The following is a 23,457-nucleotide window of genomic DNA, read 5'->3' on the forward strand; positions in this document are numbered from 1 at the left end:
AAAAAATACTAGAATAATTTCTAATATATTAAATTTTTAGAAAATTGGTATTTTGATATTAAGGGGGATTAAGCAAGATGAAGAACAAGGGTAAAGTATTGTCAGTTGCCTTAGCAGGAATGATGCTGCTTGCAGGCTGCGGAAGTAAAGAAAAAGCAGGTGGCTCTGAACAAGCGGGAGCTGATAAGGAGTTTAAAGTTGGAATTACTCAATTTGCACCACACCCATCGCTAGATGCTGCAACAGAGGGCTTTAAAAAAGCCTTAAAGGATAAAGGAATTAAGGTCAGCTACGATGAACAAAATGCACAGGCAGATATGAACAACACACAAACCATTGCCAATAATTTTGTCGGTGATAAAGTGGACCTAATCTTTGCTAATGCTACTCCAAGTGCGACTGCTGCATTAAATGCTACCAAGGATATTCCGATTATCTTCACATCGGTAACAGACCCTGTGGGAGCCGGATTAGTAGAATCATTTGATAAACCGGGTAAAAACATTACGGGTACAACCGATAATCATCCGGAAGCAACGAAAAAAACAATTAGCTTTATCACGGACGAAGTGAAAGCAAAAAAAATTGGGGTTATCTATAACTCCGGTGAACAAAATTCTGTTGTACAGGTAAAAGAAGTGAAAAAAATAGCAGAAGAGAAGGGTGCTAAGCTTGTCGAAGTATCTGTTTCTACTACAGCTGAAGTGAAGCAGGCTGCAGAATCATTAGTTGGACGTGTTGATGCGATTTACATTCCAACTGACAATACTGTTGTTACAGCTCTTGATTCAGTAATTGCTGTTGCCAACAGCAAGAAGATTCCACTTTTCGTTGGTGAACTTGATTCCTTGAAAAAAGGTGCAGTTGCAGCCAGCGGATTTAACTATTTCGATCTTGGCTATCAATCTGGTGTAATGGCGGCTGACATTTTAAGCGGGAAGAAGAAAGCATCCGAAATTCCGGTAGAGCTGCCTAACAGCCTCAAACTTGTGATTAATAAAAAGGCTGCTGAAGCTCAAGGCTTAACAGTTAATGATGCTTGGAAAAGCTTAGGTGAATTTTTAGCAGAATAAAATATTATTATTCATAGAGTGAGCCTTCAAGTGAAGGCTCACTCTATGAACCATACATAAGCTTGATATAGGTTTTTGCATCTTAGACGCAGGCTTAATGATTTAAAGAAAGGATGATCTCAATGTTTACAGCTATATTTGGATCATTTGAAGCAGGTATTATCTATGCGATTATGGCTTTGGGCGTCTATCTATCCTTCCGTATTCTGGATTTTCCAGATTTAACGGTAGATGGGAGTTTCGTCACGGGTGCTGCGATTTCAGCAGTGTTGATAGCAGGAGGAACGAATCCATTTTTGGCAACAATTATTGCTTTATTTGCCGGTTTTGCTGCAGGATGTATGACAGGGCTTCTTCACACCTTTGGAAAGATTAATAATCTACTTTCCGGTATTTTAATGATGATTGCATTATATTCAATCAATCTTCGTATCATGGGGCGCTCAAATATCCCCTTATTGAATACAGATACAGCTTTTACGAAGATTAGTGGTTTTTTTGAAAAAACAGGGATTGATTCATTTTTCAATAATATTCTCACCAAGGCCGGTCTCGGTGACAGCCTGCCGGAAACATGGGGAATTCTTATTTTTATGATTGTGGTAACTTTCGTCATTAAATTCCTTACCGATTTGTTTTTAAAGACTGAAATAGGTCTTGCAGTCAGGGCTACGGGAGATAATAAACGGATGATTCGCAGCCTTTCTGCTAATACCAACCTTCTGGTTGTGCTTGGCTTAGGTCTTTCCAATGCGCTTGTAGCTTTCTCTGGTGCCCTAATTGCCCAACAAGGTGGATTTGCAGATGTGGGTATGGGGATTGGAATGATTGTGATTGGGCTAGCCTCCGTTATTATCGGTGAAGCCTTATTTGGTACAAAAACAATCGCCAGAACCACGTTTGCGGTTATAGGCGGTTCGATTATTTATCGAATTGTTGTTACGTTAGCTTTACGTGTTGATTTCTTGGACCCAGGTGATATGAAGCTGATTACTGCTCTTATTGTTATTCTTGCTCTTACAACGCCAAAAATCATTGAAGGTTCCAAAGAGAGAAAGCGGAAAGCCCGCAGACGGTTAGAAAGAACAACCGTGATGCAAACATCTGGCCAAGGGAAGGGGGACCAACATGTTACAATTAAATCAAATTCATAAGATCTTTAATGAAGGGACACCTGATGAAAAAATTGCGATTGATCATGTGAACCTAACCCTTCAGCCAGGGGATTTTGTAACGGTTATCGGCAGTAATGGAGCAGGGAAATCAACATTGATGAATATTATATCGGGTGTTCTAATCCCTGATGTAGGGGAAGTATTAATTGGTGGAAAAAATGTCACCAATAGGTCAGAGTTTAACCGTTCAAAAATGATTGGACGAGTATTTCAGGATCCAATGGCAGGTACGGCACCTAGTATGACAATTGAAGAAAATCTTGCGATGGCCTATTCCCGGAACAAAATGAGGACGCTTCGGCAAGGAGTAACAAAAAAGCGCCGTGAATATTTTCGTGAGGTATTAGAATCGCTGCATCTTGGCCTCGAAAACCGCCTAAGTGCAAAGGTAGGTTTGTTATCTGGCGGAGAGCGTCAGGCTTTATCCCTACTAATGGCTACCTTTACAGAGCCTTCCATCCTCCTCCTTGATGAACATACAGCAGCGCTTGATCCATCAAGAGCGGAATTAATAACGAACTTAACGAGAGAAATTGTTGACAAATACAAACTAACTACCTTAATGGTTACACATAACATGCAGCAAGCAATTGATTTAGGTAACCGATTAATCATGATGGATAAGGGTCAAATTATATTAGAGGTCAATGAAGAAAATAAGAATCAGCTAACCATTGAAGGGTTATTAATGGAGTTTAAAAGGATTCGTGGTGTCCAAATGGCAAGTGATCGTGCCATTCTTTCCTAATGTAAAAAAATTTTTTTAATTGGTCTTTTTAGAATTACGTTAATAAAAAAGTATTTCCAATATCATTACAGTAGAAACTTCCTGCTATGGGTAAGTTTCTTTTTGCTTTTTAGGGAAATAATTCACATGTTTGCAAGATTCCTTTAGTACAAAAATGCGTTATTGCTTTACATCCCATCCTTGAAAGGACAAGATTCATTCATTTAGAATTAATTCAGAATATTATTTCTTTAAATAATGGGGGGTTCTAGATGAAAGAAGATCGAGTAAGGAAGGACCAACTAGCTGATGATTTTTTTCCTGTCCGAGATGTGGATTATATTGAGATTTATACAGGCAATGCCAAGCAGGCCTGTCACTTTTTTTGTACTGCCTTTGGATTTCAGCCTGTCGCCTATTCAGGTCTTGAAACTGGTAATCGTGAAACCGCCTCCTATTGCTTGAAGCAACGGAATATTCGTCTCGTCCTTACAGGTTCTTATGGTGAAGAAAGTGCTGTAGCCCAATTTGTAAAGAAACACGGAGACGGGGTGAAGGATATAGCCCTGTTAGTCGATGATGTCGAGAAAGCGTTTGAAGAGGCAGTGAAAAGAGGGGCTATTGCCATTGACGCCCCGTTTGAAATGAAGGACGAAACAGGTTTGGTTAAAAAAGCCGTTCTTGGTACATATGGTGACACCATCCATACGTTAATAGAACGGAAAAATTATAATGGTGTATTTTTGCCGGGGTTTATTCCATATTCCGCATCACTTCCTGTTAAAGATGCCGGCTTAATTGGGATAGACCATATAGTTGGAAACGTGGAGAGGATGGAGGAGTGGGTCGAATATTACGCTAAGGTAATGGGCTTTAAAGAGATGAAACATTTCTCTGACAAGGACATCACGACGGAATATTCAGCTCTTATGTCAAAAGTTATGCACAATGGAGGACGGATTAAATTTCCGATTAATGAACCGGCAGTGGGGAAACGAAAATCACAAATTCAGGAATATCTAGAATTCTATAATGGTCCTGGTGTCCAGCATCTGGCGATATTAACGGAAGATATTGTAGCTACTGTCGCAATTTTAAAACAAAATGGGGTAGAATTTCTGAATACTCCAGCAGCATATTATGATTCCTTAGGAGAACGCATCGGCAAAATTGATGAAGAAATTGAAAAGCTTCGCGAACTTAATATTTTAGTAGACCGCGATGATGAAGGCTATTTATTGCAAATTTTCACCAAACCAATTGTAGACCGACCCACATTATTTGTGGAAATTATTCAACGAAAAGGGGCACGTGGTTTTGGTGAAGGAAACTTTAAGGCTTTATTTGAGTCAATAGAACGGGAACAGGAGAGACGTGGGAATCTATAAATATAGCAAGATTTAAAAGAGCGAAAGTATTGATCGTTTTCGGAAAAAGGGAGAGATATAGTTCTCCCTTTTTTTGAAAATGTAACGAAACGGAGGTGAAAAGGTTATGGAAATCTCACCGGAAACACTGGAATGGAGAGAGGCCTATAAATTATTAGTCGGTTCCATCCTTCCACGTCCCATTGCCTTTGTCTCAAGCATCGACGCAAAAGGGACTGCGAATGCTGCACCGTTTAGTTTTTTTACGGCCATATGTGCAGACCCGATGCTGATCTGTTTTTCACCGATGAGAAGAGGAACCGATGGAGCCAAAAAAGATACACTTGTAAATATAGAAAGCATAGGTCAATTTGTTATTAATATTGTAAGTAACAGCATGGCCGAGCAAATGAATGACTGTGCGATTGAATTCAGTGCGGAAATTGATGAAATAGCAGAAGTGGGTTTAACGAAAGAACCAAGTATAAAGGTGAGTGTGCCACGTATCAAGGAGTCGCTTGTCCATTTAGAATGTGTACTGGAGCAAGTATTACATTTTGGTGATACCCCTGGTGCCGGGAGCCTGGTAATCGGAAAAGTAGTACATGTCCATGTAAATGATGAACTTTTTGATAAAGGGCGAATCGATTCAGCCAAGCTTAATCCTATCGGTCGAATGGCAGGTAATATCTTTACGGACCCATTAGCAAAAATGTTTGAAATGAATCGTCAAACGAAGAAAGAGTGAATGCCGTGAAATTTGTAACGTTTGAAAAAAAGGATGGGACAATCAGAGGAGGTTGGTTACTTGACCAACACCATGCCGTAGATATGTATGAAGCATCAGGTGGGATGCTGCCAAAAAATCTATTAGCTTTTTTAGAAAATGGTGATGCTTATTTAGGAAAAATAGCTAATTTTCCCCCATTCACAAAGGAACATAGCGGGGTTTACCCATTGAATGAACTTCGATTGCTGGCACCACTCCCTTTGCCCAAGAGCTTCCGTGATTTCTATGCATTTGAGCAGCATGTGAGGACCGCAAGAGAAAATAGGGGTCTTGAAATGATAGCTGAATGGTACGAATTCCCTGTCTTTTATTTTTCCAATCATCTTTCCATTAAGGGACCTGGAGAAGAAATTACCAAGCCTGCAACGTGTAATTGGCTTGATTATGAACTGGAGATGGCTTGCATCATTGGCAAAGAAGGTAGAGATATCTCTGCTGATAAAGCGGATGAGTATATTTTTGGCTATTGTATATTGAATGATTGGAGCGCACGAGATCTGCAAAGGAAGGAAATGAAGGTTGGACTGGGACCCGCTAAGGGGAAGGATTTCTCGACATCCATTGGACCGTGGATCGTCACAAAAGATGAGATAGAACCATTTAAATTGGGGAAGGGTTTTGATCTTTCGATGAAAGCTCGCGTCAATGGGGTTCTTCTTTCTGAGGGGAATATGAAAGATCTCTATTATTCTTTTGCTGAGATGATTGAGAGGGCTTCAGAAGGAGTTACTTTGTATCCGGGAGAGATGATTGGTTCCGGAACAGTTGGAACAGGATGTATCCTTGAACTTGGGGAAAAGGTACACCGCTGGCTGATGCCAGGTGATCAAGTAGAATTAGAGATTAATCAATTGGGTGTGTTGGTGAATGTGATAAGCGCTGAAGAGAGGTGAAATGATGTTCTACCGTCAAATGGGGAAGATACCGCATAAACGGCATACAATGTTCAAAAAGGCTGAAGGAAGCCTTTACAGAGAACAGGTGATGGGGACACGCGGATTCTCGGGAACCCAGTCGATCTTATACCACCAATTTATGCCGACAGAAGTGGTGAAGACAGAAATAGTAGGCAATTATATGCCTTTATATGAAGAGCAGCAGCCGCTCAAGCATCGCCACTTTTTTACAAGTAATATTCCCGCTAAAGGAGATGCCCTGGAGGCCAGGGAGTATATATTGGGGAATCAGGATTTATTAATTGGAACAGCCAGTGTAACGATACCGATGAATAGCTTTTATCGGAATGGTGACGGCGATGAAATGCTCTATATCCACTACGGCTCCGGAAAATTAGAAACAATGTTCGGGACACTTTCCTACAGGCCTGGTGATTACTTGATCATTCCGATAGGAACCATTTATCGGCTAATTCCAAACGAAAATGAAGAGACGAAAATGCTGTTTGTGGAGTCGTTCAGCCAAATTACGACACCGAGGCAGTACCGCAATGAATATGGTCAGCTTTTGGAGCATAGTCCGTTTTGTGAAAGAGACCTACGTGGACCTGAAGCTTTGGTAACTTTTGATGAAATAGGTGAATACGAGGTGTTAACCAAATCACGAGGTATGGTTACCTCGCATATCTTGGGTCATCATCCATTAGATGTCGTCGGCTGGGATGGGTATTTATATCCTTGGGCCTTTAACATAGAAGATTTCGAACCAATTACAGGAAGAGTCCACCAGCCGCCACCGGTTCATCAAACTTTTGAGGGTAATAATTTTGTCGTGTGTTCATTTGTCCCAAGGCTGTATGACTATCATCCCGAATCAATTCCTGCACCATATTATCATAGCAATGTGAATAGCGACGAGCTCCTCTATTATGTGAAAGGCAATTTCATGAGTCGGAAAGGGGTGCGGGAGGGTTCCATCACACTTCATCCAAGTGGAATTCCGCATGGCCCGCATCCAGGTAAAACGGAAGCAAGTATTGGAAAAAAGGAAACGCTTGAACTGGCCGTTATGATTGACACCTTTCATCCTCTAAAAATTGTAAAATCCGCACAAGCAATAGAAGATGTTAATTATATGTATTCTTGGTATGAAAAAAAGGAATAATGATTTTTTGGGGACAATCCAACAGATAACTTGTTGGATTGTTTTTTCAATCAAAGGTAAAAAGTGGTATGGTAGTAATAAGGAAAATTTGTAAATGAATCGAGGTGAAATCATGGAGCTAGAAACAATAGTTACTAAATTAAAAAGTCATACTCCTAAAATTCTTGGGAGTGAGAAATTTTCAAAATACGCTGTGATGTTGCCACTCCTAAAAAAAGAGGATGGTATTCACGTCTTGTTTGAGGTTCGTTCGCTTGAATTAAGGAGACAGCCAGGAGAGATTTGTTTTCCTGGTGGGAGAATTGATGAACAGGATATGGATGAAAAAGATGCAGCGATCCGAGAAACGGTGGAGGAACTAGGAATTAACAAAGAGCAAATTTCAAATGTCAACCCGCTGGATTATATGATTTCACCCTTTGGAATGATTATCTATCCTTTTGTTGGCTACATTAATAGCCCCCAAAAGATTGTTCCCAATCCATCTGAAGTCGGGGAGATTTTTACTGTACCATTATCTTTTTTTATTCATAATAAACCTGAGATTTATAACATTGAATTTAGGGCAGAACCGGATGAGAATTTTCCCTTTGACTTAATTGTCGGTGGAGAAAATTATAACTGGCGGACACGGGGAATTGAAGAATATTTCTACCACTATCAGGGAAAAGTGATTTGGGGATTAACAGCTAAGATACTTTCCCATTTTATTGAAGTGATTCGTTAGTGTTAATCAGAGACAATAGAAAACGAACTCCATTGTTTTTTGAAGGTATGTCCACACCGTGCACACAAATGTATTCCCTGGGAAGAAAAAACTTGATTATTTTCTGAATACAGTTAAAATTAAAATTATATTTTTAGATATTAGGGAGATGTAGGGATGAAGGTCGTAAAGTTTGGCGGGTCCTCGTTAGCATCCGGAAAACAACTGGAGAAAGTATTTAAGATTGTTGTCTCAGATTCTGAGCGGAAGGTAGTTGTGGTATCAGCTCCCGGAAAAAGGTTTGCTGATGATAACAAAGTAACAGATTTATTAATTGAATGTGGAGTGCTCTGCCTGCAAAACAAAGATCCAAAAGAAAAATTTGAGGCCGTCATCGAGAGATATTCCTATATCGCAGACGAACTAGCATTGCCTCGAGAGATTATAAACGAAATTCATGACGATTTAACAAAGAGATTGAGCAGCGATAAATCTGAGCCTGAACGCTTTCTTGATTTGTTAAAAGCAAGTGGAGAGGACAATAATGCCAAATTGGTAGCAGCCTATTTCCAGGTGCAGGGTGTTGAAGCTTATTATGTGGATCCAAAAGAAGCGGGTCTTCTTGTCAGTGATGAGCCGGGCAATGCCCAGGTTTTACCGGAAGCGTATGATCAGTTATATACGCTTCACGAGCGATCCGGGATTTTAATTTTCCCTGGATTTTTCGGCTATAGTAAACAAGGAGAGGTATTCACTTTTTCACGAAGCGGGTCCGATATTACTGGTTCAATCCTTGCAAATGCTTTAAAAGCTGACCTTTATGAAAACTTTACCGATGTAGATGCTGTTTATTCCGTGAACCCTTCGATCGTAAAGAAGCCTAAGGAAATAAAGGAACTGACCTACAGGGAAATGCGCGAGCTTTCCTATGCAGGATTTACTGTGTTGCATGACGAAGCACTCGTTCCGGCATTTCGAGCAGGCATACCTGTTCACATTAAAAATACAAATAATCCAACTGCACCTGGCACAAGGATTGTTTATGAGCGGGATAATACGAATGGTCCAGTGATCGGTATTGCCAGTGATCAAGGTTTTTGCAGTATCTATGTAAGCAAATACTTAATGAATAGAGAGATAGGTTTTGGACGGAAGCTTTTAAGTATCTTAGAAGACTTCGGACTATCCTATGAACATACACCATCCGGAATTGATGATGTTTCTGTGATCCTCCGTGAAAATCAAATGAGTGCTGAAACGGAGAAGGCAATAAAAGAACGAATTGAATCTGAATTACATGCGGATCTAGTGAAATTTGAACATAGTCTAGCGCTCATCATGGTTGTAGGCGAGGGTATGCGTCATAATGTGGGCACAATGGCAAAAGCCTCCAAAGCCTTGGCACAAGCTCGTATTAATATTGAGATGATAAACCAAGGTTCGTCGGAAGTGAGCATGATGTTTGGGGTTAAAGAAGTGGATGAAAAAAGAGCGGTTCAAGCTCTTTATGAGGAATTTTTTGTGGCTGTAACAGTTTAAACTGGAGTGCTAAGAAAAGGGTGCGTCAATTTAATTATGACGCACTCTTTTTTAACTTAATCTTTGTTCTAATTCCTGCCCTGATTGCAATAATTAGCCCGCCAATCGTATCAGCAATCAAATCGGTCATCGTATCTTTGTTTCCGCCGCCTTGCAAGGTCATATTGAAAAATTGGTCTGAGCTAAATTCGTAAATTTCCCATAAGACACCGCCGAGTGCTGCAAAGGATAGAGTAAATAAAAACACAAACCACGGCGATATCTTATCCCCTGCATTTCGGTGGATTAAACGTTCATATAAAGCAATTCCAGAAAAAGCGAGAATGGCTCCACTGACCAAATGCATGAAAGTGTCCCACCAACCAAGACCATACCAGCCCAGGATAGATCCTAAATATTGCGAGCCAACTAAAAATATTAAATAAGAAATCACAATAGGTAAATTAAATTGCATTTTGGTGAATAGTGCCAATAATAATGGGATAGCACCGCAAACAATTCCGCCAATCGCAACGGAACCTTCAAAAGTTGCATCCTTCGAATAGTAGTAGACACATAAAACAGCCATGAAAAGGACATAAATGAAACTTAAAATGATGACCAGCTTTCGATTCATCCATTTTCACCTCTTTAAACTTTTTCTTTTCTAAAATAGGCGTAAATAGCAATTATCAGTCCACCTGAAACGCCGCACAATAAGTCATACATCGTATCTTTATTTCCCCCTAGCTGCATGATATGTGTGAAAGTTTTATCACCTACAAACTCATAGATTTCCCAAAGCACACTTGCAAGGACGGACAGTGAAAGAACAAATAGTGAAAGGAACCATCTAGAGGTACCGAATCTCACTTGTTCAGGAATTATTAATTTATATACCGTTATTCCAAAACAAGCCATATAGATGCCTTTATAAAAATGAATGGTCGAATCCCACCATTTATATTTAAGATAAAAATCCCCAATTGAACCTAAATAGGTGGAACAAAAGATAAATAGATAATAACCAATAATGGTCGGAAGGTTAAATGGAATATTTTTCTTAAAAATTAACAAAACGGGTAAGCCACATACAAAAAAGCCGCCAAGGGCTACTTGCCATTTGGAGGATTCCCCTTTAACAAGGAAAAAAATAAATAATATCATCATAAATAAAACAAAGATACTACCTAGGATGATAAGGATTTTCCGTCTCAATTACTCACCTCATTAATCATGGTTCTTTACAATTATGTCCAATAAAAATAAATGGAATCACATACGTTATTTTGTATTGAAAGAAATATTTATGCTCGCATAGACACATACAAAAGAGTATATTGAAAAGGTAAAACTAATAATTATGAAGGAATAGTCTGATATAAAGATTGCGGTGGAGGAAGTTATGCAAAAAGCACAAATACCGACTTACGAGCGGATTGCAATCGATTTAGCAAATCGAATATACGATGGGAAATTTAAGGTAGGAGAGAAGATTCACGGCCGATCGACGTTAGCAAGTGAATATAAGGTTTCTCCTGAAACAGTTCGGAGAGCCATAAAGATTTTGGAGGATGTGGAGATTGTTGAATCTACTAAAGGTAGTGGAATCGTTATTGCATCCCGTGAAAATGCGTATAAATATATTCAACGGTTTTCGAATCTTGCGAGCATCAAAGATCTTGAGAAGCAAATGAACTCACTAATTACCGAAAGGGACAAGCTGGATGAACAGCTCTTTGAAACCCTGAGAAAAATCATGGACTACTCGGGCAAGCTTCGGCACACGAATCCACTTGCTCCCATTGAAATAGAAGTGTTTTCGGGCTGTAATCATATTGGAAAAACCATTTCAGATTTGAAGTTTTGGCAAAATACAGGCGGAACTGTTATTGGCATGAAACGCAACGGTGAATTAATTATCTCTCCGGGACCCTATGCGTTAATACTTGAGGGGGATATTCTCCTTATTATTGGTGCAGAGGAAACATATGACAGAGTGATTCACTTTTTGGAAGAGTAAATTTAGTAAGAATAATATATGAAAAAGCCGGTTTAATTGCAAACCGGCCATTTCCTTTACAACATTATTTTAATAATCCTTCTGTTTCTAAAAATTCTTTTGCCACTTTTGCAGGTGACTGTTTAAGACTGTCGACCTGATAGTTGAGCTTTCTCATTTTTTCATCCGTTAACTTACCTGATAAAGAGTTAATAACTTTTTTTAATTCCGGATGTTCCTTTAATGTTTCCTCTTTTATCATCGGCACGGCATAGTATGGAGGGAAGAAGTTTTTATCATCCTCTAATACCTTTAAGTGGAATGCTTCGAGTAACCCGTCAGTAGAAAAGGCATCGATGACATCACTCTTATGGTTGTCTAATGCGGTATAGCGCAACCCGCCGTCAATAGCTTTCACTTCTTTAAAACTCATATTATACGTTTTTGAAAGTCCAATTAATCCATCCTCACGATTTGGAAATTCAATCGTTGGCCCCATGGTCAATCCGCTGCTGATCTTAGCTAAATCAGAAATCGTCTTTAGACCATATTTTTTTGCGGTATCTTGACGAACGGCTAAGGCATACGTGTTATTAAATCCAAGTGGTTTTAATAAATCAAAACCATATTTTTGCTTGAACTCCTTTTGGACTATATCGTAGACCGCGTCTGGATCACTTTGTGGAGGCTGATTTAAAATATTAACTAATCCTGTCCCCGTATATTCAACATACATATCAATGTCCCCATTTTTAAGGGCACCGAAGGCAACCTGACTGCCGCCAAGATTTAGTTTTCTTTCTACTTGAATATCAGTCTTATTTTCTATTAAATCTGCAAGCATATTTCCTAATATCAATTGTTCACTAAAGTTTTTTGAACCAATTACAATTTTATCCTCTGCTTTAACTTTTGAATATACAGTAAAAGCACTGGCTATGATGATCACAATAGAAGCAAAACTAATCATAAGCTTTTTAGTAGTTTTACCAGTCTTTTTTGCTGAAGTTTTTTTGCTTGTATAAGAAAGTGTGGATTCGAGTTTCCCAACAATAAAATCAATCAGCAGTGCAAGAATACAAGCTGGAATCGCTCCGGCCAAAATCATATAATTATCTACCGTCTGCACACCTGAGAATACAAGGTACCCAAGTCCGCCTGCACCGATAAAGGCGGCAATTGTCATTAGTCCAACAGCGGTTACCGCTGAAATTCTGATACCCGCCATAATCATCGGGAAGGCTAGTGGTAACTGAACCTTTCTCATCGTTTGACTCTTGGTCAGACCGATTCCTCTGGCGGCTTCCAGAATATCTCCATCAATATTCGTTAGACCTGTGTAAGTGTTTTTAACGATGGGAAGGAGCGAATAAAGAACGACCATAATAATCGCAGGGGTACTGCCGATTCCAACGAATGGTATGAGAAAGCCAAGTAGTGCCAAACTAGGTATTGCTTGAATCACATTTGTGGTTCCAATGATTGGTTTTGCGAGTTTTTGCTCTCTCGAGATTAAGATTCCGAGTGGAATCCCAATAATAATCGCTACAAAGACAGAAATTACGCTTAAGTACAGATGCTGGCCAAGTAAACTAAAAATCTGCTCATAATTTGTGGTTAAATAGTTCCAAAATCCATTCATTAAAAGGCCACCTCCAAATCGATTAGTTGGCTGCTTAATGCTGATAGAATACTACTCCTCGTAATGAGACCGATTAATTGATTATGACTATTCACAACAGGTACATAACCGATTTTATGTTCATTCATGGTAGCCAACACTGAAATTAAATTTGCTTCCTGTGAAACGGAGAGAACATTGTGTTCCATAATCATTTCAATCGAGGTCGTTCGATTTAATAATTGAATACTTTTTAATGTCACCAAACCTTTAAGGACATTATTTTTATCTGTGACCATCAGGCTGTCAACCTTAGTATCTTTCATGATTTCAATCGCTTGAAGAACGGTACGTCTGGATGTAATCTTAACTGGATTCGGAATCATAATATCCTCTGACATTAATAATTCTGGATTATTCCAAACCCTTCTTTTCCCAATAAATTCTTCAACAAAGTCATTGGCAGGATTTTTAAGAATGTTTTCAGGTGTATCATATTGGAGAATATCCCCGTCTTTTAAAATACAAATCTTATCAGCTATTTTAATAGCTTCATCCATATCATGAGTGACGAATATAATCGTCTTGTTTAATTCCTTTTGCATTTGGAAGAGTTCATCTTGAAGGGAGCTTCTTGTGACAGGATCTAATGCGCTAAATGGTTCATCCATTAAAATGATATCGGAGTTGGTTGAGAAAGCCCTTGCGACGCCTATTCTTTGCTGCTGCCCGCCACTTAATTCCCTAGGATATCGATGTAAAAATTCCTTTGGATCTAATCCGACTAACTCTAACAATTCGCCCGTTTTTTGGGCAATTGAAGCAGGATCTTCACCCTTAAGCTTTGGAATCAATTCTAAATTTTCCTTGATGGACATATGTGGAAATAATCCTGTGTTTTGAATGACATACCCAATATTTCTCCGCAATTCAATTGGATTCATCGTCGAGATATCTGTCCCATTAACAAAAATTTTTCCTGATGATGGCTGAATCAATTTATTAATCATTTTCAGTAAAGTAGTTTTCCCACAGCCGCTGGGTCCGATAAAAACGACCAACTGACCAGCCTCGATTTCAAGTGAAAAGGGCTTAATAATGGTTTTTGTTCGGTATTTCTTTACAATGTCTTTAAACTCTATCAAATCCATTCCTCCTTAAAAAAATTATCTAATGCACCAATGCAACAACTTAATGGTAACACATAAGTTGTTAGTTTGTCGAATCCTCTTGATTTTATGTTCATTCTTTTCATATCACTGGGCTTTGAGTAGAATATAGTGAGACAAAAGTAAAAAAAGCAGGTGTTGGGATGAAAACTATTTTAGTTGTTGATGATGATGAGTATATTCGTCATATCGTAAAAGGCTTATTGATGAAGGAAGGTTACATAGTCATCGCTGCAGGAAATGGGGCGGTGGCACTTGAGATTTTAACGAAGGAGTTTTGCGATTTAGCGATTGTGGATATCATGATGCCTGTCATGGATGGGTACCGCTTAACCACTGAAATTCGTAAATCGTATGATATTCCGATTATCCTTTTAACAGCAAAAAGCCAGATTGAGGATAAAGAAAAAGGATATGAATCAGGAACGGATGATTATCTAATTAAACCTTTCGAACCAAAAGAATTAATTTTCAGAGTCAATGCCTTATTAAGAAGATACGTAAAAACAAGCGAAGCTAATGTTAATTTAGGCTCTTTATATATAAATAAAAAAAGCTATGAGGTGAAAATCGCCAACAAGACCTTCATGCTTCCTTTAAAAGAATTTGAATTGTTATCCTTTTTGGCAACACATCCAAACCAAGTATTTAGCCGTGGTCACCTCATCGAAAAAATCTGGGGACTGGATTTTGAAGGAGATGAACGAACGGTGGATGTTCATGTGAAACGATTACGGGAACGGTTCACGAACATTGCCGAGGATTTTGCCATCAAAACCATCAGAGGGGTAGGCTATTCCCTGGAGGTATTACAAAAATGAAAATGAAATCTTTATATAGTAAATTTGCTTTCATAACCATAATGATTATGATTTTCAGCGGAATTATTTCATTTTTGCTCTCCAATGCCTTCTACCAAATGAAATTGAAACAGCAAAATGACGAAAAGATTAGTTATTTCGCATCTGAGGTAGCGGATTTCGCAAGTAAACACCCCTTGATCAGCCTGCAGGATTACTTTAAACACATTGGTGCGATTGGTTACCAAATTCTTGTGGTCAGCGAAGAAGGTGACAAGCAATATTTTGGCTCACCTTTCAGAAAGAAGGCATTGCCTGAAGCAATTCCCGAAAAAGTATTGCGGGGTGAAGTCTATCATGGTGTGCGCCGGTTTCCGCACAAAACGTTTGTAACAGGATTTTTTGCAAATGAATTAACAAATTCGATTGGCGTTCCCTTTGAATACAAAAACAAAAAATATGCTTTGTTTATCCGGCCCGATATTAAGCTCATGTTTAATGAAATGCATATTCTTTTCGGCTGGCTGCTAGTCATTTCAATTTTGTTAAGCATTCTATTGGTATTAATTAGTACAAAGTATTTAGTTAAACCGATTAAAAAGCTTAATAATGCAACGAAAGAAATCGCAGAAGGCAATTTTTCAATCAAGCTTGATATTGATAGAAAAGACGAACTCGGTCATTTAGCTGTCAGCTTTTCGACAATGGCCAAAAAATTAGCAAAAGTAGATATCCTGCGGAAAGATTTAATTTCAAATATTACTCATGATATTCAATCACCGTTAACCAATATAAAAGGATACCTGAATCTATTGGAAAATAATAGCAGCAGCCAGCAAAAAAAACAACAGTATATTCAAGTGGTACAATCTGAAGTAAACCGACTATCCAATATGACCAAACAGCTCTTACTTCTTTCCACCATTGAAAGCAAAAAGGATTTAATGGAAATTAGTATGGTAGATATCACTGGGCAGTTGAAAAGTGTCATTCATCAATACCAATGGAGTATCCTTGATAAAGGAATCATGATGAGTTATTCCCTACCGGATGCTTCGGTTAAAGGGGATCCGGCTTTACTATATTCGGTTTGGGAAAACCTCTTGACGAATGCAATTAAATATAATCGTGAAAATGGGGAAATTGATATTGAATTATTTGATTCTGATTTGCAAATCAAAGTGGTGATGAAAGATAATGGCGTTGGTTTGGACCAAGAAGAAAGGGACCGAATATTTGACCGTTTTTACCGGGCTGATGCCTCAAGAGCACGATCAGTTGAGGGGACGGGTTTGGGCTTATCGATCGTTCAATCAATTGTTGATATGCACCGGGGGGAAATTGAGGTAACAAGTCAAAAAGGACAAGGAACAACTTTTAAAGTGGTCCTTCCTAAAATATAAAGGAATGTTCAATCCGCTTAAAAAAGCTGACAATCTGTATGATTGCCAGCTTTTTTGAACTGACTTGCAGCCTAGATATTTGCAATTGTACTAACAAAAAATGTTAAAATGATGGTAGGTACTAAATTTTTATTAAAGAGGGGAATCTATTTTGAGCTTTGTTCGAGACAAATTCAGTGCGAAATTTTTCCTTTTCCTCATCCTTGCTTTTTTGTTGATACATGTACCTTTGCTTGGGAACTATGTCAAAGTTATTAATACCCTTATCCATGAATCCGGACATGCGTTGATTGCTCTTTTTGGCGGGAATGTAGAAAGAATATCTTTATTTATGAATTCCGAAGGGGCTACGTATAGTAATCAGTCCACTTGGATTGGTAGTTTTTTAACTAGCTTAGGAGGATACACGTTTGCTTCCTTTATGGCCTTTTTGTCATTTTTGTTAATTGGTAAGAAAAAGCAGAATCTGTTAATTGATATATTGCTAGGTTTTATTGCTTTGAATCTTATTTTTTGGGTAAGGAATCCTTACGGGTTGTTTTGGCTGTGCTCATTTGCTGTTGTATTTCTTTTATTACTGATTAAAGGGAGTCAGGAGTTTAGAGATAACTTATTACTTTTAATCGCCTCTATTTTATTGGTGGATTCCGTTCAAAGTGCTTATGAAATATTGTTTATTAGTTTATTTCAGCCCCAATCAGCAGGGGACGCAGCGAATCTTGCACAACTTACAGGGATTATTCCAGCTCCGATTTGGGGGATTTTCTTTTTTGTTCAAGCACTATGGTTCTGCTATAACGGCTTAAAAAGAGGGTATTATAAACTTGGAAGTTAACTCTGCTGTTATACAAAGTTAATGTTTTTTGCATATGATATTACAATAAACAGCTAATACAGATGGGGGCATATGTAAATGAATACATTAGATGCGATTAAAACGCGAAGAAACATAAAGAAATTTAAGCCGGAAGAAATTGACCAAAATTCACTTCTTTCATGGTTAGAGGCCGCGGCAATGGCACCCAATCACCGCATGACCGAACCATGGGAGATTTATTTTATTGGTGCCGAAACAAGAGAAAAGCTCAACCATAAAACAAATTTCGGAAACGCACCCATTGTTTTGATGATTTTATCAAAACATGGGGCAACATCTGTAGAAACAGAGGAAAATGCAATGGCTACTGCCTGCTTTATCCAAAATTTCAATTTAGCTGCATGGGCAGAGGGAGTGGGAACCTTTTGGTCATCGATTGGCATTACACCCAAAAACAGAGGGATCCTTCAAGTTCCAGATGACTATAATATAATTGGCGTATTGGGAGTAGGCTACCCTGATGTAATCCCGGAGCCAAAACCACGAACACCGATTAAGAATAAAATCAGTAATTTGCCATAATTAAATCAGAGAAGAGCCAACCGAATGAGGATAAACGGTTGGCTCTTTTAATTGTGCTAGATGGCTTGAGTGTATTCTAATGTAAGCTTATCGATGATTGTTTGAACGGGTAGAATATCTTTAATTTCGCCCACTCTTGCTCCAGCAAAAACAAGCCCATTCTCGACATCACCATTCATGGATACGAGCAGAGAATCCATTGTACAAAAGCGGTAAGAACAATTCTTCAAGCAATCAATGCATTTGGCGATTTTCAACTTATCTGGTCCACTTATTAATTTTGCAAAGTTATTATTAATGGCTCTTCCGTGAAGTCCAACGGTTGTTTTTACCAAAACTAGATCTTCTTTACCTGCATCCACATATTTTTGCTTAAATGCCAATGGCGCATCACATTCCTCACTAGCTACAAAACGCGTTCCCATTTGTACACCGGAAGCACCCATGGCCAGGGCTTTTGCAATATCGCTGCCCGTCATGATACCGCCTGCAGCGATAACTGGGATGGAAACTGCTTCAACAATTTCCGGAAGGATATCGAACATTGGGCGATCTGTTCCAAGGTGGCCTCCTGCTTCAAAACCCTCCACAACAACCGCAGCTGCTCCAAGTCGTTCGGAAATTTTTGCTAATTTAGCAGATGAGACAATGGAGATAACGGGAATTCCTGCTTGTCTTCCCCATGAGTACATATCTCGTGAGATTCCAGCACCAGAGATAATAAAGTCAACCTTTTCTTCAAGAGCAGCTTTCATTTTTTCAGCAAAGTCATTCATCGCGAAAAGAACATTGACACCAATGTAACCAGCATCGTTGATAAGGCTTTTCGCCTTTCTTATATGTGATCTCATTTCGTCAGTTGAAATCCCCGTTCCGGAGATAATCCCAATCCCACCAGCATTTGCGACCGCTGAAGCTAATTTGCTTAGTGATATTCCGACACCCATTCCACCTTGCATAATCGGAACTTTGGGCATCATATGACCTATTTTAAGTTGTGGAAAGTTCAATTTATAACCCCGTTTCATTAATAATATTAGAAACTTCTAATGCATCATAGCATGCCATTTTTGGGATGTCTGTGATTACTATCACCAGGTCATAAAAGCAGGTGGTATAATTTACTAATATGTTAAAATAAATGTTAGTGTTAAAACATAACTTAGTTACTGCATAAAAAATTTGCAGAAACCAAACGATACGTTATGAAGCAAAAATGGATGGTGGTAGATAGGATGATTATTTTTACGGATATCGATCTTGATGGTCTTGGATGCGGGCTTATTGCGAAACTAGCCTTTGCTGACAAAGCGAATGTATTTTACAGTTCTTATCGAAATTTAAATCAAAGAGTGGAAGCTGTGATTAAAAACCCTGAGAATAATAATGTCGAAATCTACATTACGGATTTGGCTGTAAATGAGCAAGTCGAGAAAAAACTCGAGGAGCGGTTTCGCCAGGGAAAACATGTTCAAATGATTGATCATCATGTGACGGCGATGCATTTCAATCAGTACAAATGGGGGAGTGTAATTCCGGAGTATGAGACGGGGAAAAAGACATGTGCAACCTCCTTATTTTATGATTACCTGATTGAACACAATATAATGGAACGAAATAGAGCACTGGAGGAATTTATTGAATTAGTCCGTCAATATGACACTTGGGAATGGGATGAAAATAATAATTTAACCGCAAAACGTCTAAATGATTTGTTCTATATCATGAGTCGTGAACTATTTGAAGAAGAAATGTTAAAAAGGTTGACGGAAAATGCTGATTCGTTTGAGCTAACAGATACAGAAACTATGCTGCTCGATATTGAGGAACAAAAAATTCATCGGTATATCCATTCAAAAAGTAGACAACTGGTGCAAACCTTTGTTGATGATTATTGTGTTGGGATTGTCCATGCCGAACAATATTTATCAGAACTTGGAAATGAGTTAAATAATTTATATCCACATTTAGATATGATTATCCTTTTGAATATAGGTGGGAAGAAGATGGGATTTCGAACCATTCATGATGAGGTAAATGTTGCCGAATTTGCAAAAGGATACGGCGGAGGAGGGCATCCAAAAGCTTCCGGGTCGGAATTGACTAGAGAAGCGTTTGAAAAGTTTGTTCAAAATGTTTTTGAGATTATCCCAGTTAAACCTGATGCCAATCGTAATGAATTTAATCTTAAAGATTCTCCGGTTGGAACATCTTATCAGAACCCGCTGGGAGAAAATTCATTTATCATACCTGATGGAGATGGCAACTATTCTATTGTACATAATAAGGAGAAAACTGAGCAGAAATTCTCAACCTTCGCGGATGCAGAACGGTATCTAAAAAGAAATTATTCTTCGTCGCTTCGAAGTGACCACGAATACATTTATCAGGTTTCTAAAGCACTTAGGATCTCACAAGATGAATTAAGAGGGAATTTTCAGGAACTCATCAGGAACTATCTTATAGATATTACTTTATGAATAGGAAAAGCCATTCCTTATTGAAAGGGAGTGGCTTTCCCTATTTTTTCTTAGTTGCGGGTTTAAGGTCTTATTAAGAATGGAGTGGTAAATTTATCGTGGGTATATTAGATTACTATTTTAAAATTGTAATCACCATGCAATAGACAGAAAATATAAATACATATTCCTGTAATATTTTTATGATATGATTTGCTTAAATGATAAGACGATTGATTATAGGAAATATTTGGTGAGAGGTAAAGAAAAGAATAGTAATATACCTTTTTGATTGAATTTAACTATGGGGTGATATGATGGCTTCAATTTCAAAAAGGAGTAAGTATTTTGATAATGCAAAATTTATTTTGATTTTTCTTGTCGTTTTTGGGCATTTGATAAGTCCATTAAAGGAACAAGATGGAATTCTATTTACTTTATATACAGTTATTTTTCTATTCCATATGCCGGCTTTTATCTTGATTTCCGGATATTTTGCAAAAGGTTATAAAAAGAAAGGCTACTTTATCAAGTCGATAAAGAAGATTTTACTGCCTTATTTTATTTTTCAAATCATCTATTCCATTTATTATTTTTTGAATGGTCAGGAAGAAAAGCTTGATTTCGATTTTTTACATCCTCATTGGTCTCTCTGGTTTTTGATGAGTTTGTTTTTTTGGAATGTATTGCTCTATCTTTTTGCAAAGTTAAAATGGTGGGGTTTTATTATTTCCATTGTTTTGGGGATTGCGATTGGTTTTGTTGATCAAGCGGGGAGTTTTTTAAGCTTATCAAGAACTTTTGTATTCTTCCCTTATTTTCTCATGGGGTTTTTACTAAATGGTGATCAGTTAAAAAAAATTATTCGGGCCAGATATTCACTTCCGGTAGGAATTGCAATTATTATTGGGACGTGTGTTTTCTTTAGCTTAAGTTTCCCGCAGGATGCGGTGTCTTGGCTTTTAGGTGATACCTCTTATGCAAATATGGGAGGAGAGGAATTGACCGATGGCCTTACTCGAGGACTTCAATATGGGTTGACCTTACTTGTTGTCTTTGGTTTTTTAGCCTTAATTCCTTCAAACCAGTTTAAAGTGACTCAAATAGGTGAAAGAACGTTATATGTGTATTTGCTTCATGGATTTATTATTAAATCACTTCAAGTGGTTCTTCCTAACGAAAGTATCATCTCATTTTCAGGAAATTACCTTTTACTTTTGGTTCTTTCCTTAATGATTTGTATCATTCTTGGAAGTTATTTAATAAAAAAATATACCCAGCCACTAGTTGAATTGAAAGTTTAATTGGAATGAATTTACTAAAATAGCCGAACTGGTTGTAACCAGTTCGGCTATTTTGTGTATCAAAGTTATGAATAAATTGAAATGACCTAAAAACCGAATAAAGAGCTAACTATATTTTTCTTTTTCCTTTTGACTTTTTTGTGATCAAAAACAAGTGGTTCATCAATTTTTGAGGCCATTTGCAAATCATTCATCTGTTTTTGTAGTTGTTCCACTTGCTGTGTTAAATCTTTTACAAGATGTTGCAAATCCTCAAGTTCACGACGATGTTGAAGGAGTTGATAGGAAACAACCGAATCTGCTTTTGAGTTTAGATTATTTTCTAACTCACTGACTTTTGTCAGTAACTTTTCTAAAACTTGATTGTCTTCTACCGCCTTAGCAATTCCTTTTCGTGGAATTTTTTCCTTCTTTAATGGCACTATTTCCTGAATTAATGTCCCGTTTTGGAGCTTTTCATGTATTTCTTTTAATAATTCAATATCCTCGCTGCTAAAATAGTAATGTCCACGCTCGTTTCTTTCCATGGGCAGATCGAGCTGTTTTACCCAGCGCTGAATAGTACTTGTAGATACACCGATTAATTTTGCTACTTCACTTGTATTCATTTCGAATCCCTCCATTGATAAAATAAACCCCAATCCACGAGTGATGAAATATTGTTTTATTTTTTAAACAGGGAGTCGTTCTATCGATGGCCTCTTTCGTTTTAAGTCCAGAATTTCCACCATTTCTTTTCTTTTGTTGCAGCCACATCTCGATAACTATTTAACATTTGTTGAAAAGCAATCTCTCTTTGAGTAATTTCTTGTCGGTATAGATTCCGCTCTTCAATAAAAAATTCACGTTCTTTTGACATTGCTTCAGTTAGACTTGAGATTTCGTTATTCGTAACATCCACATAGTGGGATAATTCCTCGGTAGTTTCTGATAACTGCTTGGAAAGGGTATAAATTTCTTGAGAAGTCTCTATCGAAACGTTAGCAATGTTGTTGGAAAGGTGCTGTAACGAGTCAGCAGATAGTTCAGAGGCTTTCTCAAGTGTCTCTGATAACTCATGAATTTCAGCTTTTGTGTTAGCGGACGATTTATAAATAGAGTCAGATAAGGACTTAACAGTTGTATATGTTCCATTCCTTATTTCCTTTTTTACCTCTTCAAGTACTTCTTTTCGAACTACAGTTCTGATTTCGTCTTTAACTTCGCTCAGGAAATTTTGCTTTAATGTGGCTATTGCCTCGAATAACTGATGTGCCTCGATAGCATCTTGGATGGTGATCGGTTTGACCGTGTCGGTTAGAACCTCTAATGAGACGATTGGTGATTCGGACACATCTTCATTTTCAAAGATTTCTAGTGAACCTTCAGACGAATCTGGTATTTCCTCACTTCCAAAGACCTCTTGTGAAAAGTGGGGTAGTTCATAAACATCCTGACTTTCAGGATGAAGTTTTTTCTGCATCGATTCCCTAATGGATACCTTAGTTAATTTTTTATCGTATAGTTGTTTAATTTCTTTAAGTTGTTCAATTTCCAAATCTGTATATATCCTCGCCCCTTGTTTTGAACGAGGAATTTCTAGTAAATCAACTAAATCTTTCTCCCAGTGACGAAGGGTGCCTGGTGTTGTATTTAATATTTTAGCTACCTCTTTTAAGGTATAAGTTTTCATGTTAAAAACATTCCTTTCTATTTATCTAGGAAATAAATCATCGTTAGGTTAGTTATTCACCATTCACTATTACTTTTTCCTGCTAGATGACAAAAGCTATCAAAACAAGACGGAAAGCCAGAAATAACAACATTTTTTTGCAAATTGAGCACTTAATAAGAAAAATCACGAAAAAACGATTGAGCAAAGTAGAATGGAGGTTTATCATAGG

General features: G+C 37.9%; 23 protein-coding genes. 16 read left to right on the top strand and 7 right to left on the bottom strand.

Going from position 1 to position 23,457, the window contains the following annotated elements; genetic code table 11:
• Nucleotides 1-77 precede the first annotated feature (77 nt).
• From RCG22_RS24905 to RCG22_RS24945, 9 genes are all read left to right on the top strand, one after another.
• The gene (locus RCG22_RS24905) at nt 78-1,073 is read left to right on the top strand and encodes an ABC transporter substrate-binding protein (RefSeq protein ID WP_308105099.1); all 996 of its coding nucleotides are present in this window, start codon (nt 78-80) and stop codon (nt 1,071-1,073) included.
• A gap of 122 nt (nt 1,074-1,195) precedes the next feature.
• Nucleotides 1,196-2,227: an ABC transporter permease gene (locus RCG22_RS24910; protein ID WP_308105100.1), complete on the top strand. Its 1,032-nt coding sequence runs from the start codon at nt 1,196-1,198 to the stop codon at nt 2,225-2,227.
• Complete coding sequence (locus RCG22_RS24915) at nt 2,202-2,996, top strand: ABC transporter ATP-binding protein (protein ID WP_308105101.1); 795 nt, start codon at nt 2,202-2,204, stop codon at nt 2,994-2,996. Before RCG22_RS24910 ends, RCG22_RS24915 begins: the two co-directional genes overlap by 26 nt.
• A 251-nt stretch (nt 2,997-3,247) precedes the next feature.
• Nucleotides 3,248-4,363: a 4-hydroxyphenylpyruvate dioxygenase gene (hppD, locus tag RCG22_RS24920; protein ID WP_308105102.1), complete on the top strand. Its 1,116-nt coding sequence runs from the start codon at nt 3,248-3,250 to the stop codon at nt 4,361-4,363.
• A gap of 106 nt (nt 4,364-4,469) precedes the next feature.
• On the top strand, nt 4,470-5,090 hold the full coding sequence (locus tag RCG22_RS24925) for a flavin reductase family protein (RefSeq protein ID WP_308105103.1): 621 nt from the start codon (nt 4,470-4,472) through the stop codon (nt 5,088-5,090).
• Nucleotides 5,091-5,095: 5 nt separating this feature from the next.
• On the top strand, nt 5,096-6,025 hold the full coding sequence (locus RCG22_RS24930) for a fumarylacetoacetate hydrolase family protein (RefSeq protein WP_308105104.1): 930 nt from the start codon (nt 5,096-5,098) through the stop codon (nt 6,023-6,025).
• Between the two features lie 4 nt (nt 6,026-6,029).
• Complete coding sequence (locus tag RCG22_RS24935; RefSeq protein ID WP_308107249.1) at nt 6,030-7,193, top strand: homogentisate 1,2-dioxygenase; 1,164 nt, start codon at nt 6,030-6,032, stop codon at nt 7,191-7,193.
• A 112-nt stretch (nt 7,194-7,305) separates the two neighbouring features.
• Nucleotides 7,306-7,920: an NUDIX hydrolase gene (locus RCG22_RS24940; RefSeq protein ID WP_308107250.1), complete on the top strand. Its 615-nt coding sequence runs from the start codon at nt 7,306-7,308 to the stop codon at nt 7,918-7,920.
• Nucleotides 7,921-8,076: 156 nt separating this feature from the next.
• Nucleotides 8,077-9,438, top strand: a complete 1,362-nt coding sequence (locus RCG22_RS24945) for an aspartate kinase (protein WP_308105105.1) — start codon at nt 8,077-8,079, stop codon at nt 9,436-9,438.
• Nucleotides 9,439-9,472: 34 nt separating this feature from the next.
• On the opposite strand, the gene RCG22_RS24950 is transcribed toward RCG22_RS24945, so the two are convergent.
• Nucleotides 9,473-10,054 (bottom strand): DUF2238 domain-containing protein, encoded by a 582-nt coding sequence (locus RCG22_RS24950; protein WP_308105106.1) that lies wholly within the window; start codon nt 10,052-10,054, stop codon nt 9,473-9,475.
• Between the two features lie 14 nt (nt 10,055-10,068).
• Complete coding sequence (locus RCG22_RS24955) at nt 10,069-10,635, bottom strand: DUF2238 domain-containing protein (protein WP_308105107.1); 567 nt, start codon at nt 10,633-10,635, stop codon at nt 10,069-10,071.
• 187 nt (nt 10,636-10,822) lie between these two features.
• Between RCG22_RS24955 and RCG22_RS24960 the strand changes: the two genes are divergently transcribed.
• Nucleotides 10,823-11,440 carry a GntR family transcriptional regulator gene (locus RCG22_RS24960; RefSeq protein WP_308105108.1) on the top strand — a complete coding sequence of 206 codons (618 nt, stop codon included), beginning with the start codon at nt 10,823-10,825 and terminating at the stop codon, nt 11,438-11,440.
• A gap of 64 nt (nt 11,441-11,504) precedes the next feature.
• On the opposite strand, the gene RCG22_RS24965 is transcribed toward RCG22_RS24960, so the two are convergent.
• Both RCG22_RS24965 and RCG22_RS24970 read right to left on the bottom strand, forming a co-directional pair.
• Nucleotides 11,505-13,061, bottom strand: coding sequence for an ABC transporter permease/substrate-binding protein (locus tag RCG22_RS24965; RefSeq protein WP_308105109.1), 1,557 nt, complete (start codon nt 13,059-13,061; stop codon nt 11,505-11,507).
• Nucleotides 13,061-14,185, bottom strand: coding sequence for an ABC transporter ATP-binding protein (locus tag RCG22_RS24970; protein WP_308105110.1), 1,125 nt, complete (start codon nt 14,183-14,185; stop codon nt 13,061-13,063). Before RCG22_RS24970 ends, RCG22_RS24965 begins: the two co-directional genes overlap by 1 nt.
• A gap of 167 nt (nt 14,186-14,352) precedes the next feature.
• Between RCG22_RS24970 and RCG22_RS24975 the strand changes: the two genes are divergently transcribed.
• From RCG22_RS24975 to RCG22_RS24990, 4 genes are all read left to right on the top strand, one after another.
• Entirely contained in the window at nt 14,353-15,030 is a 678-nt protein-coding gene (locus RCG22_RS24975; protein WP_308105111.1) for a response regulator transcription factor, read from the top strand.
• Nucleotides 15,027-16,412, top strand: a complete 1,386-nt coding sequence (locus tag RCG22_RS24980; RefSeq protein WP_308105112.1) for a HAMP domain-containing sensor histidine kinase — start codon at nt 15,027-15,029, stop codon at nt 16,410-16,412. Before RCG22_RS24975 ends, RCG22_RS24980 begins: the two co-directional genes overlap by 4 nt.
• Before the next feature lie 151 nt (nt 16,413-16,563).
• Nucleotides 16,564-17,247, top strand: a complete 684-nt coding sequence (locus tag RCG22_RS24985; RefSeq protein WP_308105113.1) for a M50 family metallopeptidase — start codon at nt 16,564-16,566, stop codon at nt 17,245-17,247.
• A 78-nt stretch (nt 17,248-17,325) separates the two neighbouring features.
• Nucleotides 17,326-17,811, top strand: a complete 486-nt coding sequence (locus RCG22_RS24990; RefSeq protein ID WP_308105114.1) for a nitroreductase family protein — start codon at nt 17,326-17,328, stop codon at nt 17,809-17,811.
• Nucleotides 17,812-17,867: 56 nt separating this feature from the next.
• On the opposite strand, the gene RCG22_RS24995 is transcribed toward RCG22_RS24990, so the two are convergent.
• Complete coding sequence (locus tag RCG22_RS24995) at nt 17,868-18,839, bottom strand: NAD(P)H-dependent flavin oxidoreductase (RefSeq protein ID WP_176525546.1); 972 nt, start codon at nt 18,837-18,839, stop codon at nt 17,868-17,870.
• A 207-nt stretch (nt 18,840-19,046) separates the two neighbouring features.
• Here RCG22_RS24995 and RCG22_RS25000 point away from each other — a divergent pair, with 207 nt between their 5' ends.
• A complete protein-coding gene (locus tag RCG22_RS25000; RefSeq protein ID WP_489685541.1) occupies nt 19,047-20,291 on the top strand; it encodes a DHH family phosphoesterase in 1,245 nt (414 codons plus the stop codon).
• A 293-nt stretch (nt 20,292-20,584) separates the two neighbouring features.
• A complete protein-coding gene (locus RCG22_RS25005) occupies nt 20,585-21,574 on the top strand; it encodes an acyltransferase family protein (RefSeq protein ID WP_308105116.1) in 990 nt (329 codons plus the stop codon).
• Nucleotides 21,575-21,660: 86 nt separating this feature from the next.
• On the opposite strand, the gene RCG22_RS25010 is transcribed toward RCG22_RS25005, so the two are convergent.
• Together RCG22_RS25010 and RCG22_RS25015 are read right to left on the bottom strand one after the other, a co-directional pair.
• Complete coding sequence (locus RCG22_RS25010) at nt 21,661-22,182, bottom strand: MerR family transcriptional regulator (RefSeq protein WP_308105117.1); 522 nt, start codon at nt 22,180-22,182, stop codon at nt 21,661-21,663.
• Between the two features lie 101 nt (nt 22,183-22,283).
• Entirely contained in the window at nt 22,284-23,246 is a 963-nt protein-coding gene (locus RCG22_RS25015) for a MerR family transcriptional regulator (RefSeq protein ID WP_308105118.1), read from the bottom strand.
• Nucleotides 23,247-23,457 lie beyond the last annotated feature (211 nt).

The organism is Neobacillus nitrireducens, from assembly GCF_030915405.1.
GTDB lineage: Bacteria > Bacillota > Bacilli > Bacillales > Cytobacillaceae > Neobacillus.

Excerpts from the sequence above, each read along its gene's own strand:
- RCG22_RS24980 (WP_308105112.1), top strand. The coding sequence starts at position 15,027 with ATGAAAATGAAATCTTTATATAGTAAATTTGCTTTCATAACCATAATG.
- RCG22_RS24915 (WP_308105101.1), top strand. The coding sequence starts at position 2,202 with ATGTTACAATTAAATCAAATTCATAAGATCTTTAATGAAGGGACACCT.
- RCG22_RS24975 (WP_308105111.1), top strand. The coding sequence starts at position 14,353 with ATGAAAACTATTTTAGTTGTTGATGATGATGAGTATATTCGTCATATC.
- RCG22_RS24940 (WP_308107250.1), top strand. The coding sequence starts at position 7,306 with ATGGAGCTAGAAACAATAGTTACTAAATTAAAAAGTCATACTCCTAAA.
- RCG22_RS24960 (WP_308105108.1), top strand. The coding sequence starts at position 10,823 with ATGCAAAAAGCACAAATACCGACTTACGAGCGGATTGCAATCGATTTA.
- RCG22_RS24910 (WP_308105100.1), top strand. The coding sequence starts at position 1,196 with ATGTTTACAGCTATATTTGGATCATTTGAAGCAGGTATTATCTATGCG.
- RCG22_RS24925 (WP_308105103.1), top strand. The coding sequence starts at position 4,470 with ATGGAAATCTCACCGGAAACACTGGAATGGAGAGAGGCCTATAAATTA.
- RCG22_RS24905 (WP_308105099.1), top strand. The coding sequence starts at position 78 with ATGAAGAACAAGGGTAAAGTATTGTCAGTTGCCTTAGCAGGAATGATG.
- RCG22_RS24945 (WP_308105105.1), top strand. The coding sequence starts at position 8,077 with ATGAAGGTCGTAAAGTTTGGCGGGTCCTCGTTAGCATCCGGAAAACAA.
- RCG22_RS24950 (WP_308105106.1), bottom strand. The coding sequence starts at position 10,054 with ATGAATCGAAAGCTGGTCATCATTTTAAGTTTCATTTATGTCCTTTTC.
- RCG22_RS24935 (WP_308107249.1), top strand. The coding sequence starts at position 6,030 with ATGTTCTACCGTCAAATGGGGAAGATACCGCATAAACGGCATACAATG.
- hppD (WP_308105102.1), top strand. The coding sequence starts at position 3,248 with ATGAAAGAAGATCGAGTAAGGAAGGACCAACTAGCTGATGATTTTTTT.
- RCG22_RS25015 (WP_308105118.1), bottom strand. The coding sequence starts at position 23,246 with ATGAAAACTTATACCTTAAAAGAGGTAGCTAAAATATTAAATACAACA.
- RCG22_RS25010 (WP_308105117.1), bottom strand. The coding sequence starts at position 22,182 with ATGAATACAAGTGAAGTAGCAAAATTAATCGGTGTATCTACAAGTACT.
- RCG22_RS25000 (WP_489685541.1), top strand. The coding sequence starts at position 19,047 with ATGATTATTTTTACGGATATCGATCTTGATGGTCTTGGATGCGGGCTT.
- RCG22_RS25005 (WP_308105116.1), top strand. The coding sequence starts at position 20,585 with ATGATGGCTTCAATTTCAAAAAGGAGTAAGTATTTTGATAATGCAAAA.
- RCG22_RS24990 (WP_308105114.1), top strand. The coding sequence starts at position 17,326 with ATGAATACATTAGATGCGATTAAAACGCGAAGAAACATAAAGAAATTT.
- RCG22_RS24995 (WP_176525546.1), bottom strand. The coding sequence starts at position 18,839 with ATGAAACGGGGTTATAAATTGAACTTTCCACAACTTAAAATAGGTCAT.
- RCG22_RS24965 (WP_308105109.1), bottom strand. The coding sequence starts at position 13,061 with ATGAATGGATTTTGGAACTATTTAACCACAAATTATGAGCAGATTTTT.